This is a genomic window from Microbacterium salitolerans (assembly GCF_019720895.1).
Taxonomy (GTDB): Bacteria; Actinomycetota; Actinomycetes; order Actinomycetales; family Microbacteriaceae; genus Microbacterium.
In genome coordinates, this window is sequence record NZ_JAHKSH010000001.1 from 155,744 (window position 1) to 169,712 (window position 13,969).

General features: G+C 70.5%; 15 protein-coding genes and 1 pseudogene. 10 read left to right on the forward strand and 6 right to left on the reverse strand.

Annotated elements, in window-relative coordinates; translation table 11 throughout:
- Nucleotides 1–105: 105 nt before the first annotated feature.
- Nucleotides 106–1,704: a glycoside hydrolase family 10 protein gene (locus KOL93_RS00740; protein ID WP_221583396.1), complete on the reverse strand. Its 1,599-nt coding sequence runs from the start codon at nt 1,702–1,704 to the stop codon at nt 106–108.
- 122 nt (nt 1,705–1,826) lie between these two features.
- On the opposite strand from KOL93_RS00740, the gene KOL93_RS00745 reads away from it, so the two are divergent.
- The gene (locus KOL93_RS00745) at nt 1,827–2,240 is read left to right on the forward strand and encodes a hypothetical protein (RefSeq protein ID WP_221583397.1); all 414 of its coding nucleotides are present in this window, start codon (nt 1,827–1,829) and stop codon (nt 2,238–2,240) included.
- On the opposite strand, the gene KOL93_RS00750 is transcribed toward KOL93_RS00745, so the two are convergent.
- Nucleotides 2,218–3,012: an LLM class flavin-dependent oxidoreductase gene (locus tag KOL93_RS00750; RefSeq protein WP_221583398.1), complete on the reverse strand. Its 795-nt coding sequence runs from the start codon at nt 3,010–3,012 to the stop codon at nt 2,218–2,220. The two genes, KOL93_RS00745 and KOL93_RS00750, sit on opposite strands and share 23 nt — an antisense overlap.
- A 163-nt stretch (nt 3,013–3,175) precedes the next feature.
- On the opposite strand from KOL93_RS00750, the gene KOL93_RS00755 reads away from it, so the two are divergent.
- Both KOL93_RS00755 and KOL93_RS00760 read left to right on the forward strand, forming a co-directional pair.
- A complete protein-coding gene (locus KOL93_RS00755; RefSeq protein ID WP_221583399.1) occupies nt 3,176–4,561 on the forward strand; it encodes a glycine--tRNA ligase in 1,386 nt (461 codons plus the stop codon).
- 144 nt (nt 4,562–4,705) lie between these two features.
- A complete protein-coding gene (locus KOL93_RS00760) occupies nt 4,706–5,125 on the forward strand; it encodes a ribosomal maturation YjgA family protein (protein ID WP_221583400.1) in 420 nt (139 codons plus the stop codon).
- On the opposite strand, the gene KOL93_RS00765 is transcribed toward KOL93_RS00760, so the two are convergent.
- The 4 genes and pseudogenes from KOL93_RS00765 to KOL93_RS00775 all read right to left on the reverse strand — a co-directional run bounded on the left by KOL93_RS00765 (nt 5,055) and on the right by KOL93_RS00775 (nt 8,156).
- Nucleotides 5,055–5,468 (reverse strand): DUF1801 domain-containing protein, encoded by a 414-nt coding sequence (locus tag KOL93_RS00765; RefSeq protein ID WP_221583401.1) that lies wholly within the window; start codon nt 5,466–5,468, stop codon nt 5,055–5,057. The two genes, KOL93_RS00760 and KOL93_RS00765, sit on opposite strands and share 71 nt — an antisense overlap.
- Before the next feature lie 72 nt (nt 5,469–5,540).
- Entirely contained in the window at nt 5,541–6,107 is a 567-nt protein-coding gene (locus KOL93_RS16040) for an HhH-GPD-type base excision DNA repair protein (RefSeq protein WP_260405857.1), read from the reverse strand.
- A gap of 114 nt (nt 6,108–6,221) precedes the next feature.
- Nucleotides 6,222–6,686, reverse strand: a pseudogene (mobA, locus tag KOL93_RS16045) (molybdenum cofactor guanylyltransferase); the annotation flags it as partial.
- Nucleotides 6,687–6,860: 174 nt separating this feature from the next.
- Nucleotides 6,861–8,156, reverse strand: coding sequence for a glutamyl-tRNA reductase (locus KOL93_RS00775; RefSeq protein ID WP_221583403.1), 1,296 nt, complete (start codon nt 8,154–8,156; stop codon nt 6,861–6,863).
- Nucleotides 8,157–8,288: 132 nt separating this feature from the next.
- Here KOL93_RS00775 and KOL93_RS00780 point away from each other — a divergent pair, with 132 nt between their 5' ends.
- The 7 genes from KOL93_RS00780 (at nt 8,289) to hemQ (ending at nt 13,961) form a co-directional block, all read left to right on the forward strand.
- The gene (locus KOL93_RS00780) at nt 8,289–9,356 is read left to right on the forward strand and encodes an AI-2E family transporter (RefSeq protein ID WP_221583404.1); all 1,068 of its coding nucleotides are present in this window, start codon (nt 8,289–8,291) and stop codon (nt 9,354–9,356) included.
- 89 nt (nt 9,357–9,445) lie between these two features.
- Entirely contained in the window at nt 9,446–10,483 is a 1,038-nt protein-coding gene (gene hemE, locus KOL93_RS00785; protein ID WP_221583405.1) for a uroporphyrinogen decarboxylase, read from the forward strand.
- Nucleotides 10,483–11,997 (forward strand): protoporphyrinogen oxidase, encoded by a 1,515-nt coding sequence (gene hemG, locus KOL93_RS00790; protein ID WP_221583406.1) that lies wholly within the window; start codon nt 10,483–10,485, stop codon nt 11,995–11,997. Before hemE ends, hemG begins: the two co-directional genes overlap by 1 nt.
- A gap of 6 nt (nt 11,998–12,003) precedes the next feature.
- Nucleotides 12,004–12,378, forward strand: a complete 375-nt coding sequence (locus KOL93_RS00795; RefSeq protein WP_221583407.1) for a YhcB family protein — start codon at nt 12,004–12,006, stop codon at nt 12,376–12,378.
- Nucleotides 12,378–12,800, forward strand: a complete 423-nt coding sequence (locus tag KOL93_RS00800; protein ID WP_221583408.1) for a phage holin family protein — start codon at nt 12,378–12,380, stop codon at nt 12,798–12,800. The genes KOL93_RS00795 and KOL93_RS00800 overlap by 1 nt, the downstream gene beginning before the upstream one ends.
- A complete protein-coding gene (locus KOL93_RS00805) occupies nt 12,790–13,056 on the forward strand; it encodes a hypothetical protein (RefSeq protein ID WP_221583409.1) in 267 nt (88 codons plus the stop codon). The genes KOL93_RS00800 and KOL93_RS00805 overlap by 11 nt, the downstream gene beginning before the upstream one ends.
- A gap of 227 nt (nt 13,057–13,283) precedes the next feature.
- Complete coding sequence (gene hemQ / locus KOL93_RS00810; protein WP_221583410.1) at nt 13,284–13,961, forward strand: hydrogen peroxide-dependent heme synthase; 678 nt, start codon at nt 13,284–13,286, stop codon at nt 13,959–13,961.
- The last annotated feature ends 8 nt before the right edge of the window (nt 13,962–13,969 follow it).

Sequence of the window (13,969 nt, forward strand, 5' to 3'; positions counted from 1 at the left end):
ACGTCGTGGGACATGACGACGGCGATTCTCGCACCGTGCCGCACCGGATCCGCGGAATCACGCTGATCCGGCCCGCAGGCCGATGAGAATCGCCGTCGTCATGCATCAGACCGTGCGGACCGCGCTTCCCGCCGACTCGTTCCAGACGCGGTCGAGCGAGGTCACGACGTACGTGCACGTGCCCGCGGGTGCGTCGGCGTCGATCCACGTGTGGTCGGCGCCCTCGGACGCGCGCAGCGTCGCAACGAGATGCGCGCCGTTCTCGATGTCGACGGCGCCGGATCCTTCCACCCGGTACACCGCGAACGATGTCGCACGTGTGCGGGGCGGGCCGGCGTCGATCCACTTGAGGGCGACGCCCTCGCTCGTGCGGAACGCCTCGACGATCCGCGGCGGGCGCACACGGGTCGCGGGCAGGTGCGGCATCGCCGGCACGAGCGCGGGCCTCGTGTAGTGCTCGTCGCGCACGGCGGCCATCGCGCCGTTGACGGCGTCGGCCTTCGGGATCTGGTTCGCCGAGTACCAGACGTGCCCGTGCACGGGCGTCCCGGCGCCGGTCAGCTCCTTGCCGAGATCCACGTGGTTCGCCAGCTCCTGCGGATCCGTGAACGCTCCGCTCGTCACCTTGTACACGGCCTCGCCGATGTAGAGCTGCGTCCCCGACTGGGCGGCGACATTGGCCCACCACGGCGCCAGCTTCAGGTAGTCGGCGACGGCGAGGCCGAACTGCCAGTAGATCTGGGGGTTGATGTAGTCGAGCCACCCCTCGAGCACCCATTTCCGGGTGTCGGCGAACTGCATGTCGTACGACTCGGATCCGCCGGTGTCGGAACCCAGGGGATCCGTCGAGCTGTTGCGCCAGATCCCGAACGGCGAGATGCCGAACTTCACCCACGGCTTCGTCTGCTTGATGCGCTCGCTGATCGTCTGCACGAAGGTGTCGACGTTGTGGCGGCGCCAGTCCTCGATGCGGTCGAAGTCGGATCCGTGGGTCGCGTAGGTCTCGGCGTCCGGGATCTCCTCGCCGGCGATCGCGTAGGGGTAGAAGTAGTCGTCGAAGTGCACGCCGTCGATGTCGTAGTGCTCGACCGAGTGCAGGATCGCCGCGTAGATGTGCTCGCGCGCCTCGGGGATGCCCGGGTCGAAGTAGAGCTTCGGACCGTATGCCCACACCCACTCGGGGTGCTGGCGGGCGGGGTGCTCGGGCACGAGCGCGTCGAGGTTCGTGTCCATCGACACGCGGTACGGGTTGTACCAGGTGTGCAGCTCGAGGTTGCGGGCGTGGGCTTCGTCGACCATGAACTGCAGCGGATCGAATCCCGGATCCTGCCCCTGCGTGCCCGTCAGGTACGTCGACCACGGCTCGTGGGGGCTCGGCCAGAACGCGTCGGCGGTCGGACGCACCTGGATGAAGACGGCGTTGAGTCGGTACGACACGGCCACGTCGAGCCAGTGCACGAGCTCGGCCCGCATCTGATCGGGGGACAGTCCGGTCGCGCTCGGCCAGTCGATGTTCACGACCGACGCGATCCACATCGCGCGCATCTCGTGCTTGCGGATCGCGGGTTCGGCGGAGCCTGCCATCGCCGCCGCCTGCGCGGGGGCGAGCGTGCCGACCGAGACCGAGAGCGCGGATCCGGCGATTCCGGCGGTGGCGAGTGTGAGGAACCCGCGGCGTCCGACGGGCGGGAGCTTCTGCGTCATGGTGTCCTTCCTGGCCCCGCCTCGTTGCGGAGTCCTGGCAAGACTTTACGAACGCTCGACGCGGAATGGAAGAAGTTTTCATGGAGTCGTGCGGCGCGGAACCGGCCCCGTATTCTGCCCGCATGACGATCGGACCCGACTGGATCCCGCACCGCCGCGCCTCCGACGGCGAGCTCGTCGGCTGGATCCGCCCCGCGGGAGAGGCATGGCAGGCGATGTCGCTGTTCGCGCAGCCGATGACGGATCCGGCTGACTGGGACGTCACCGAGGACGCGCTCGAGCACACGACCCTGACGTGGATGGCCGACGTGTGGATCCTCGAGCGCGACGGCCGCGACATCCGCGTGCGCCTCGTCGAGTTCCGCCCCGATGCGGAGGACGGGTCCCCGGGGCGGGTCCTCGTGAAGACCGACGACTTCGGCGCGATCGACGTGCCCTACGAGCTCATCGATCTCCCGTGGCCCCCGCCCGCGGAGCTGCGCCCCCTGCGCGCGGACGACGGGGGAGGGTGGATCAGCGCGCCAGCGCCTCGATGAACGGCGTGGGATCGGGGTGGCTCGCGGGCGCTTCGAACGACACGGCGTCCGCACCGGCCTCGCCGAGCAGAGCGGCGCGATCGCGCAGGCGGACGGCCAGTGACGGTCCGAGGGGATCGACCTCGGTGTAGACGATGAGGCGCGTGCGCCCGTCGCGGCCGGACGCCGCGCGGCCCTCGTCGACGATCGTGCGGGCCGCACGCACGGCGGACTCGTCGGACTCGGCGGTGAGGAGGACGCCGTCGGCGAGCTCGCCGCCGAGTCGGAGCGTCTTCTCGCGGGTCGCGCCGATCACGAGCTCGGGAGGTGTCTGGGGAGGTCGCCCGAGCGCGACCTCGTCGAGGGAGACGTAGCGCCCGTCGACGTCGACCGTCTCGCCCGCGAGCAGTGCGCGTACCGCCGTGGTGTACTCCCGCAGGAGGGTGAGGGGCGACTGCGCACGCGCGCCGACCTGTCCCATCCAGTCGAGGACCCCGTGCCCGAACCCCGCGATGACCCGGTCCGGCGCGAGGTGCGCGAGCGCGGACAGCTCCATGGCCGCGAGCGCCGGATTGCGCAGCGGGACCGGCATCAGCCCCAGGCCGACGCGTACGCGAGACGTCCACGCCAGCGCGGCGGAGGCGGTCGCGATCCCGCCCTCGAGGAAGCAGTCCTCCCACAGCCAGAGCTCGGGGATCCCTGCCTCATCCGCGGCGATCGCGACGTCGTGGAGCAGCTCGGGCGGGGTCTCGGCGCGGAACGTGATGCCCATCGTCGGGAGAGCGGTCGTCATGCCGACAGCCTGACACCTGCGAGCGGTGCGCGGGGCGGCGTCGGCGAACTCGTCATGGAGGGACGGAGACGATGCGACAGGGAATCCTCTGATCCGCGATCAGTAGAATCGGTCGTGGTGCGTTCGCACCGACACCCACCCTCTCGTGACCATAGGAGCCACCGTGGCCGAACAGTCCCGCCTCGACAAGGTGATCGCCCTCGCCCGCCATCGCGGATTCGTCTTCCAAGCGGGCGAGATCTACGGCGGATCCCGGTCAGCCTGGGACTACGGCCCCCTCGGCACCGAGCTCAAGGAGAACATCCGCCGCCAGTGGTGGCAGACGTTCGTGCGGGGCCGCGGCGACATGGTCGGCCTCGACAGCTCGATCATCCTCCCCAGCAAGGTCTGGGAGGCCTCCGGCCACGTCGCGACGTTCCAGGATCCGCTCGTCGAGTGCCTGCAGTGCCACAAGCGCCACCGCGAGGATCACCTCATCGAGGCGTTCCAGGAGAAGAAGGGCCGCGACCCCGAGAACGGCATGGCCGACATCGCCTGCCCCGACTGCGGCACGCGCGGCAAGTGGACCGAGCCGAAGGAGTTCTCCGGCCTCGTCAAGAGCTACCTCGGCGTCGTGGACGATGAGTCGGGCCTGCACTACCTGCGCCCCGAGACGGCGCAGGGCATCTTCACGAACTTCGCCAACGTCGTGACGGCCGCGCGCAAGAAGCCGCCGTTCGGCATCGGCCAGGTCGGCAAGGCGTTCCGCAACGAGATCACGCCCGGCAACTTCATCTTCCGCACGCGCGAGTTCGAGCAGATGGAGATTGAGTTCTTCACCGCTCCCGAGGATGCGCCGACGTGGTTCGACGACTGGGTCGAGGCGTGCTGGAACTGGTTCATCGACCTCGGCGTGAACCCCGACAACATGCGCCGCTTCGACGTCCCCGACGGCGAGCGCGCCCACTACTCGGATCGCACGATCGATGTCGAGTACAACTTCGGGTTCCAGGGCAAGGGCTGGGGCGAGCTCATGGGCATCGCCAACCGCACCGACTTCGACCTGAAGAACCACATCGAGAAGTCGGGCGCCAACCTGCACTTCTTCGACCAGGCCTCGGGTGAGAAGTACGTCCCGTACGTGATCGAGCCGTCGTTCGGCCTCACGCGCGCCATGATGGCGTTCCTCGTCGACGCGTACGAGGAGGAGGAGGTGCCGAACGCGAAGGGAGGCACCGACACCCGCACGGTGCTCAAGCTCGACCCGCGACTCGCGCCGACGAAGATCGCCGTGCTGCCGCTCAGCCGCAACGAGAAGCTCTCGCCGCTCGCCCGCAAGGTGGCCGACGACCTCCGCGGATCCTGGAACGTCGACTTCGATGACGCCGGCGCCATCGGCCGCCGCTACCGTCGCCAGGACGAGATCGGCACGCCCCTCTGCGTCACGGTCGACTTCGACAGCCTCGACGACGACGCGGTCACCGTGCGCGACCGCGACACGATGGGCCAGGAGCGCGTCTCGCTCGAGGGCCTCTACGGCTACCTCGCCGAGCGCCTCCGCGGCGCGTAGGAGAGCAGTCGACGCGGGCGGATTCACACGGATCCGCCCGCGTCGTCGTTCGCACCTCCGGAGGATCGGAGCCGTCTGAGCATCCGCTCCCCCGATGCGCGCGACTCTCCGCGCACTCGGACCCTCACCCCGTACGCTCGCTCCATGCGCCGCTTGATCCTCGCCCTCGCCGCCCTCGTCGTGATCGCCGCCGGGCTGTCGGTGCACACGCTCGCGCCGGCCGGATTCGTCGGCGACGCGGCGGGCGATGCGCTTTACGCCGCGCTGATCTTCCTGCTCGTCGCGTTCGTCGTCCCGCGATGGCCGTCGTGGGCATCCGGATCCGTCGCCCTCGTGTGGTGCGTCGCGGTCGAACTCTTCCAGCTCACCGGCCTACCTGAGCAGTGGGGCGCCGCGTTCCGACCGCTCGCGCTCGTGTTCGGCACCGTGTTCTCGGCGACCGACCTGCTGTTCTACGCGCTGGGCGTCGCGCTCGCGGCCGTCGTCGACTCGGTCATGCGCCGCCCTCGCGGGCGCGGTTCCCGAACACCCCCGACGTCAGCGTCCGGTACGACCGCTCGATGATCCCGCGCAGCACGTCGAGGTCGCACACCTCGAGATCTTTGATGTAGAGGCAGCCGACGCCCGTCGTGTGCGGGCCGAGGTGCGCGAGCTCGTCGGCGTGCGCGTCGATGCCGTCCATGAGATAGATCGTCGTCGCCGCCTTGCGCGGTGCGAATGACGCGGCCGGGCCGTCGCCCTCGCGGCCTGAGGCGTAGCGGTAGTGGTAGCTGCCGAACCCGACGATGGTTCCGGTCAGCACGGGATCCTCGCCCGTCGCCGCGGCCATGAGAGGCAGCAGCGTCGCGGCGTCGCGGCGCCGCTTCGCGGGTGTGACGTTCGCGATGTAGCCGTCGATCTCGGTCATGCCTCGAGTGTGCCCCTCCGGGGCGCCCGGCGCACCCCGACAGCCGCGATCAGGGGCGGATGCGGCGGGGCGCTACTTCTTCGCGGCCGCCTTCATCGCCTTCTTCGTCTCGCGGACCTGCGCGAGCGACTCCGGGCCGGTGATGTCGGCGACCGACCGGAAGGATCCGTCGTCGCCGTACGGCGAGCTGGCCTCCTGCCAGCCGTCGCCCGTGAAACCGACCTGCTTGCCGAGCAGGGCGAGGAAGATCTTCGCCTTCTGATCGCCGAAGCCCGGCAGCTTCTTGAGGCGCTTCAGCACCTCGGCGCCGGAGGGCTCGCCGTCGGTCCAGATCGCGGCGGCATCGCCGCCCCACTCCGCGACGATCTCCTGGCACAGCTTCTGCACGCGTCCGGCCATGGATCCCGGGAACCGGTGCACGGCGGGTGTCTCCCGGAACACCTCGACGAACGCATCGGGGTCGTATCCCGCGATCTCGGCGGCGTCGACGGATCCGGTGCGCTGGCGGATCTTCTCCGGGCCGGCGAACGCCGTCTCCATCGCCACCTGCTGGTCGAGCAGCATGCCGATGAGCAGGGCGAGCGGATTCTCGCTGAGGAGCTCGTCGCTGGCGGGGTCGGACGTGATCGTGAGGCTCATGGATCCATCATCGCCGAGGCGGCGGGCGCGGGCGAGGTCCTCGGGGGTATCGATGTCGCGCAGAACCGTCGGGTCCGCAGGCACGCGGGTCAGGTCGACGTCGCGAGCGAGCGCGCGCATCGCGGCGTCGGCCGGATCCCCCAGCCGCGCCAGCGCGTCTCGCAGGGCGCACTCCTGCCATGCGGCGCACAGCATCTGCGGGTGGCCGTCGTCGGCGACGGCGGCCCCCTCGCCGGCACGACGGACCAGTGCGCGGATCAGGTCCGGGGTGACGAACGGCATGTCCCCGGCGAGCAGGACGACGGTGCGCGCCGGATCCGCGGCGACGGCCGCGAGCGCCGCGGCCACACCGGCGACGGGCCCGGCGAACGGCGGATCCTCGCGCACGACGTCGACGGACGGATCCGTGATGCCGTCACCCGAGCCCGCGACGACGATCCGCGCGCGGCGATCCGCCTCGCGCACCGCGCCGATCACCCGGTCGACGACCGAGGTGCCGCCGATCTCGACAGCGGGCTTATGTCGCCCGCCGAGGCGCGACGACCGCCCGCCGGTCAGCACGATCGCGAGGATGTCCACGGCGCGATGCTACGCGAGGGCGCGCAGCACAACGCAGTCGATTCGGGCAGCGGAGGCGGTGCGGACCGCGGAATCGCGGGGGCTGCAGCGGGCGGAGGCTCCGGATTGACTGCGTTGTGTTGGCGGGTGCCGGTTCAGGGCGCCGGCAGCAGGGCGGACGGTCCGAACGCCGCGTCAGCCCGCTTTGTACTCGTCGCTCATAGGGCACTCGGCCGGCGGAGCGGCCGAGGCGAAGTGGGGGCGGGCGTCGATGCCGAAGAGGGTCTGGATCGCATCGAACACCTCGTCGGCGCGCCCCTCGATCGCGGCCTCCTGCGCGCGCACCGTCGGGGTGTGCAGCAGCATGCCCGTGAAGTGGCGCAGAGCCTGTTCGATCTGCTCGGAGTTCTCGCGGTTCTTCCCGCGGTCGAGCTCGCGCTCGAGCACCTCGAACACGTGCTTGCGGAGCGCGACGACGGCGGGCTGCGCCGTCTGCTGGCGCCCGACCTGCGCGAACTTCGCCGCGGCGTCGCGCACGATCTCGCGGGCCGCGTCGGATGCCTGGAGCTCTTCGAGCGGCGCGTGCAGGCGGATCGTCTCGAGGTCGAGCAGCGTGATGCCCTCGACGTCGCCGACGTCGGGGTCGACGTTGCGCGGCAGACCGAGGTCGATGACGAACGCCCTGCCGTCGAAGCCGCCGGCGCGGAGCGTTCCTGCGCTGAGGACCGGCTCCTCGTGTGACGTGCACGTGATGACCATGTCGACGCGCGCCGCCGTCGCGGCGAAGTCGTCGTGCGACACCTGGGCGAGTCCGTGCTTCGTCGCGAACTGCGTGCGTCCGGACGGCGAGTAGACCTTCACAGAGGAGGCGCCGTGGTCGCGCAGCGCCGCGAGCGTCGCGGCGGCGTAGGCGCCCGTGCCGACGAGCAGCACGTCGATGTCGCCCCAGTCGGCGATGCGACTGTCGGCGAGGTCGAGCGCGAGGCGCACGAGCGAACGGCCCGCGCGGCCGAGGGCCGTGGCGTTCTTGACGCTCTTCTGCGTCTCCGTCGCGCGCTGGAACAGTCGCTCGAGCTCGCTCGACGTCGTCCCGTGCGCACGCGCCTCGTCGAGCGCGCGGCGCACCTGGCCGCCGATCTCGCCTTCGCCGACGACGACGGATTCGAGGCCGGACGCGACCGAGAAGAGGTGCTCGGCGACCTTGCCGCCCATCTTCACCTCGTAGGCGCCCGCGAGCTCCTCTGCGGTGATGCCCGTCGCCGTCTCGATCGCGCGCTGCGCGGCGACGATGCCGGCGTCGTGGCCGACGGTCGCGGGCTCGTCGATCTCGATGTAGGCCTCGAACCGGTTGCAGGTCGAGAGGACGACGGCGCCGGAGATGTCGTCGGCCTCGCCGGCGACGAGGGGGGCGACGGCTTCCGTGTACGTGCTGAGGCGCTCGAGAAGCTCGAACGGGGCGGTCTTATGACTCGCGGACACACAGAGAAGCACGATCAATGATTCTACAGCGCGTCGAAAGCAGATCTGAATGATTCCAGAGAAGTAAGGTGACCCTCACCGTATCGGCACCCGTGGGGGTATCCCTCCTTCCCAGGACGCGCGGATCCGCCCTAGATTGGCCTGGTGCCCTCAGAGACCTCGCGCGCCCCGTCGCTGCCGCCCGTGATCCGGATCCTGGTGGTCCTCGCCGCGAGCGTCGTCGCGCTCGGCGGGCTGTGGCTCGCGCGGGACGTGTTCGGCCCCGTCGCGCTCGCGGCCGTCATCGTCATCATCTGCTATCCGATCGGGCCCGCGATCGTGCGCAGGGGCGCGCCTCGCTGGGTGGGCAGCACGGGCGTCATCGTGCTCGCCTACATCGTCGTCGGCATCCTCGCGCTGCTCATGACGTTCGCGATCATGGAGTTCATCCGGCTCGTCACCGAGCTGATGCCCGAGTTCACGGCCATGACGCAGGATGTCTACGGCTGGCTGGACGAGCTCGGCGTGAACGCGACGATCGGCACGCAGCTCTCGTCGATCTTCAGCGCCTCGAACATCATCAGCATCGTCACCACGCTGTCGAGCAGTGCGATGTCCGTCGCGATGATGTTCTTCTTCGTGCTCGCCTACGTGATCTTCATGGGCGTCGACACGGCTCGCTACGCCCGCGCCGAGCAGGCCTTCGGCCCGCGGATCCGTCCGGTCGTCCAGCGCATGCGGGAGTACTGCGCAGGAGTGCGGCGCTACTTCGTCGTCAATGCGTCGTTCGGAATCGTCGTGGCGATCATCGACGGGATCGCGCTGTATCTGCTCGACATCCCGGCGCCGCTCGTGTGGGCGATCCTCTCGTTCGTCACGAACTTCGTCCCGAACATCGGCTTCGTGCTCGGGCTCGTGCCCCCGGCGGTCCTCGCGCTCGTGACCGCCGACTGGGTGACGTCGCTCATCGTCGTCGGCGTCTACATCGTCGTGAACGTCACGCTGCAGGTGCTGATCCAGCCGAAGTTCATCAGCGACGCCGTGGGGCTGAGCCTCACCCTGAGCTTCTTCTCGGTCGTCTTCTGGACGTTCGTGATCGGCCCGCTCGGCGCGATCCTCTCGATCCCCCTCACGCTGCTCGTTCGCGCCCTCGTGCTGGAATCGGACCCGGACACGCGCTGGCTGCGCTGGCTCTCGGGCGACGACGACGCGGCGAAGGCCCCACCCACCTGACCGTGTCCCACGACACGCCGTCATCCGGGCGCGGAGACGGCGTGTTGTGGGACACGGAATTCTCCAGGGCGGGGTGCGAGGATGGGCCCATGGCCCTCTCCGACGCTCCTCTCCTCCGCGCGCTGCGCGGTGATCGCCCCGACACCGCCCCCATCTGGTTCATGCGCCAGGCCGGTCGCTCGCTGCCGGAGTATCGCGAGCTGCGGGTGGGCACGAAGATGCTCGACGCCTGCCTCGACCCGGAGACGGCGGCCGAGATCACGCTGCAGCCGGTGCGCCGGCACGGCGTCGACGCGGGCATCTTCTTCAGCGACATCGTCGTCCCGCTGAAGATCGCCGGCGTCGAGGTCGAGATCGAGCCGGGCCGCGGGCCCGTGTTCGCGGATCCCGTGCGCACGGCAGACGACGTGACGCGCATCACGCGCATCCCCGCGAGCGAGATCGCCGAGAAGGCCGAGCCGATCCGGGAGGCCGTGCGCCTCACGACCGCCGAGCTCCACCCGCAGGGCATCCCGCTCATCGGCTTCGCGGGGGCCCCGTTCACACTCGCGGCGTACCTCGTCGAGGGTGGCCCCTCCAAGGAGCACATGCGCGCTCGCGCGATGATGCACGCCGACCCCGATTCCTGGCACCGCCTGGCGGGCTGGCTGTCCGAGGTCTCGGCGGCGTTCCTCGCCGCGCAGGTCGATGCGGGCGCCTCGGCCGTGCAGCTGTTCGACTCGTGGGCCGGATCCCTGGCTCGTGCCGACTACCGGGAGTTCGTCGCCCCGCACTCGAAGGCGGCACTCGCGGGCGTCGCGAGCGTTCCGCGGATCCACTTCGGCGTCGGCACCGGCCCCTTCCTCGCCGACATGACCCTCGACGGATCCGCCGACGCGGTGGGCGTCGACTGGCGACTGCCGCTCGACCAGGCGGCCGAGATCGTCGGGCCCGACACGACCCTGCAGGGCAACATCGACCCCGCGATGCTGCAGGCGCCGTGGCCCGTGCTCGCGCGGCACGTGCGCGATGTCGTCGCCGCGGGCGACGCCGCGCGCGCGCACGTCGTGAACCTCGGCCACGGGGTCCCGCCCGACACTGACCCCGAGGTCCTCACCCGCATCGTCGAGCTGGTGCACTCGCTCTGATGGCCGACGAGAGCGCGTACGACCTCGTCGAGCTGCATGAGAAGGCGACGCAGACGCGCATCGTCGTCATCGGCGCGGGCATCGGCGGCCTCGTCTCGGCGCTCGAGTTCGCGAAGCTCGGCATGCAGGTCACGGTCGTCGAGGCCGGCCCCCGGGCCGGCGGCGCGATCCGCTCGGGTGAGGTCGCGGGGCTCCCGCTCGACCTCGGCGCCGAGAGCTTCGCGACGCGCGGCGGCCACGTGCGCCGTCTCCTCGACGAGCTCGGTCTCTCGGATCGCGTCGTGGATCCGGAGACCGGCGCGGGCGGCGCCTGGGTCGCCGGAGTTCCCCGCATCGGCGCCGCGCCCCTCCCGAAGGGCGGCGTCCTCGGCATCCCCGCCAACCCGTTCGCCGACGATGTGCGCCGCGTGCTCGGCTGGGGCGGCGCCTGGCGCGCCTACGTCGATCGCCTCCGGCCGGTCCTCACGATCGGGCACGCCGATTCGCTCGGCGCGCTCGTCGCGTCGCGCGTCGGCCGGAAGGTGCTCGACCGCCTCGTCGCGCCGGTCACGACCGGCGTGTACTCGGCATCGCCCGAGCTCATCGACCCCGACGTCGCCGCGCCGGGTCTGAACGCCGCGATCACGCGCGCGGGCTCGCTGACGGGCGGCGTCGCGATGCTCGCCGAGGAGCGCCGCAGCGCGCCGGGTGGAGCGGTCCAGGGGATGCGCGGCGGGATGGGGGCGCTCGTCGACGCCCTCGTCGAGCGTCTCGAGCGCGACGGCGTCGAGGTGCGCACGGGCGCCGCGGCAGAGTCGCTCGAGCGTCGCCCCGGCGATGAGTGGCGGGTGCACCTCGCTGCGGACGACGAAGACGGCGCGGAGCCCCTCGACGCGCACGGCGTCGTCGTCGCGACGGAGGAGGGTGCCGCGCGCCGGCTTCTCGCCGCGCACGCACCGGGCCTCGATGAAGACGCTCCCGTCCCCGGGCCCATCGTCGACATCGTCACCCTCGTGCTCGACGCCCCGGAGCTCGACGCGAAGCCCCGCGGCACCGGCGTCCTCACCGTCCCCGGATCCCACCGCGCGAAGGCGCTCACGCACGCGACCGCGAAGTGGGCGTGGATCGTCGATGCGGCGGATCCCGGCGTGCACGTCGTGCGCGTGTCGTTCGGGAGCGCGTCCGAGGAGCCCGCCACATCGGGGCTGCGCGACGAGGAGGTCGCGGAGCTCGCGCTCGCCGAGGCCTCGCAGCTGCTCGGCGTGACGTTGACCAGGGATCAGCTGCGCGACCAGCGGCTCGAGCGCTACGCGCAGTCGCAGCCGGCGTCGACGATCGGGCAGAAGCAGCACACCGCCCGGGCGCGCGCGGCGATCCGCACCGTGCCGTGCGTCGGCGCCGTCGGCGCGTGGCTCGCCGGCACCGGGCTGGCCCAGGTCGTGCCCGACGCGATCGCCGAGACGGATCGCGTGCGCCGCGCGGTTCTCTTCGAATCGGACGCCGCATCCGACGCATCAGGGGAGAAAGATTCCTGAATCGGCATGCATCCCCTAACCTGGGGAACGCTGCAGCTCATCGACATCACGGAGGGGTTCCCCATGCGAGGAAAGATCGGGCTGGTCGTCGGCCTGGGCGTCGGATACGTGCTCGGCACGCGCGCCGGCCGAGCACGCTACGAGCAGATCAAGAAGCAGGCGGAGAAGGTCTGGGAGCTCGAACCCGTCCAGAAGCAGGTCGGCAAGGCGAAGGACTTCGCCCAGACCAGCGCGCTGGCGGTGCCGCGCGTCGCCTGGGACGGTGTCGTGAAGGTCATCGCGACCGTCGCCGAGAAGCAGGGCACGCCGGGTCAGAAGCTCGACTCCGCGATCGACGAGGTGGAAGACGCCGTCGACGACGTGAAGAAGGCCGCTGACTGATGGCCCGCGACAGCAAGACGTCGCCGCTGCGCGATCGGGCCGACGATGGTCTCCTCACTCTGATCGGCGACGTCCCCGACCTCGTCAAGAACCTCATCAGGGCCGAGCTCGACGCCGTCAAGAAGTACGCCGTCCAGGTCGCCAAGCACGCGGGCATCGGCACAGTCGCGGTCATCGTCGCGCTGTTCTTCCTCTTCTGGATGATCCCCGCACTTCTCGCGTTCTTCGTGATCCTGCTCGACCTGTGGATGCCGCTCTGGGCGGCCTCCCTGATCGTCGTCGGCATCGGGCTCGTGCTCGCCGTGATCTGTCTCGGGTACGCGTGGCTGCTCCGCTTCCGCAAGATCTCGAAGCTGGAGAGCCCCGGGGCCGCGGCCAAGGCCGACGCCGCCATCGTGAAGGAGTTCGCGGATGAGTTCTGAGCACGCGCCCACGGTCGTCCCCAGCGGCATCTCGGATCCTGTGGCCCTGGCGCGCGCCGAGCTGAAGGCCGCGCTCGCCGCGATCGAGATCAAGGCGAACTACCCCAAGCGCATCGGCGCGGCCGCCGACCGTGCGGTCGAGAAGGCGAAGCGGGTGGCCGAGAAGAAGCCCGCCGCCGCCCTCGTCGGCATCGTCGTCGGAGCCGCCGCAGCCGGCACCGCCGTGTGGGGCCTCGCTCGCCTCATCTCGCGCTGACGCCCCTCGCGCCCCTCCCGACAGGCGCCCGCCCGGATCCTTCCGGCGGGCGCCTTCGTCGTGTGTGCGGCTCCCTCGGAGAATCGCCGAGATCTCGCACGCGGAGCCGGGTCGGATCCGAGATCCGTGAGAATCGTCGGCGCCCGGCCGGGCGGCGAGGTCGGAGCGCTCGTCCCGTCACCTGTCGACGATTACGCGTGTGCGGAATCCAGGAGCATGATGGAGGAATGCCCGATATCGAGACCCCCTCCGGCGACGACTTCAGCCTCTGGACCGTGTGGCGCCGCGATCCGCAGCGCCCCGTCAGGAGCGACGACGCGGGCGAGGTCGCCCAGCTGGTCGAGACCCTCGCCGGCGAGGGCATCACCGTGCGCGGCTTCTACGATGTCAGCGGCATGCGCGCCGACGCCGACCTCATGATCTGGATGCACGGCGCGGTGCCCGAGAACCTGCAGAAGGCGACCCGCCGCCTGCGTCGCACGGCGCTGCTCGAGAACCTGCTGCCGACGTGGAGCGCCATGGCCGTGCACCGCGACGCCGAGTTCAACAAGCGTCACATCCCCGGCTACCTGCGCGGCGAGGACGCCCGCGGCTGGCTCGTTCTCTACCCCTTCGTGCGCAGCTACGAGTGGTACCTCCTCCCCGATGAAGAGCGTCGCGCGATGCTCGCCGACCACGGTCGGAAGGGCGCGGCGTTCACGAGCGTCGTCGCGAACACGATGGCGACGTTCGGGCTCAACGACTACGAGTGGATGCTCCCGATGGAGTCCGACGAGCTCACCGATCTCGTCGACATGATGCGCGAGCTGCGCTACACCGAGGCGCGCCGTCACGTGCGCGAGGAGGTGCCGTTCTACACGGGCAGGCGCGTCACCGTGCAAGAGATTCCCGAGGTTCTGCAGTAAGGCGCGGT

What these genes read in the sequence shown, in the direction of transcription:
- KOL93_RS00745 (WP_221583397.1), top strand. Translation starts at nt 1,827, where the DNA reads ATGACGATCGGACCCGACTGGATCCCGCACCGCCGCGCCTCCGACGGC.
- hemE (WP_221583405.1), top strand. Translation starts at nt 9,446, where the DNA reads ATGGCCCTCTCCGACGCTCCTCTCCTCCGCGCGCTGCGCGGTGATCGC.
- KOL93_RS00800 (WP_221583408.1), top strand. Translation starts at nt 12,378, where the DNA reads ATGGCCCGCGACAGCAAGACGTCGCCGCTGCGCGATCGGGCCGACGAT.
- KOL93_RS00750 (WP_221583398.1), bottom strand. Translation starts at nt 3,012, where the DNA reads ATGACGACCGCTCTCCCGACGATGGGCATCACGTTCCGCGCCGAGACC.
- KOL93_RS00760 (WP_221583400.1), top strand. Translation starts at nt 4,706, where the DNA reads ATGCGCCGCTTGATCCTCGCCCTCGCCGCCCTCGTCGTGATCGCCGCC.
- KOL93_RS00795 (WP_221583407.1), top strand. Translation starts at nt 12,004, where the DNA reads ATGCATCCCCTAACCTGGGGAACGCTGCAGCTCATCGACATCACGGAG.
- hemG (WP_221583406.1), top strand. Translation starts at nt 10,483, where the DNA reads ATGGCCGACGAGAGCGCGTACGACCTCGTCGAGCTGCATGAGAAGGCG.
- KOL93_RS00805 (WP_221583409.1), top strand. Translation starts at nt 12,790, where the DNA reads ATGAGTTCTGAGCACGCGCCCACGGTCGTCCCCAGCGGCATCTCGGAT.
- hemQ (WP_221583410.1), top strand. Translation starts at nt 13,284, where the DNA reads ATGCCCGATATCGAGACCCCCTCCGGCGACGACTTCAGCCTCTGGACC.
- KOL93_RS16040 (WP_260405857.1), bottom strand. Translation starts at nt 6,107, where the DNA reads ATGAGCCTCACGATCACGTCCGACCCCGCCAGCGACGAGCTCCTCAGC.
- KOL93_RS00765 (WP_221583401.1), bottom strand. Translation starts at nt 5,468, where the DNA reads ATGACCGAGATCGACGGCTACATCGCGAACGTCACACCCGCGAAGCGG.
- KOL93_RS00740 (WP_221583396.1), bottom strand. Translation starts at nt 1,704, where the DNA reads ATGACGCAGAAGCTCCCGCCCGTCGGACGCCGCGGGTTCCTCACACTC.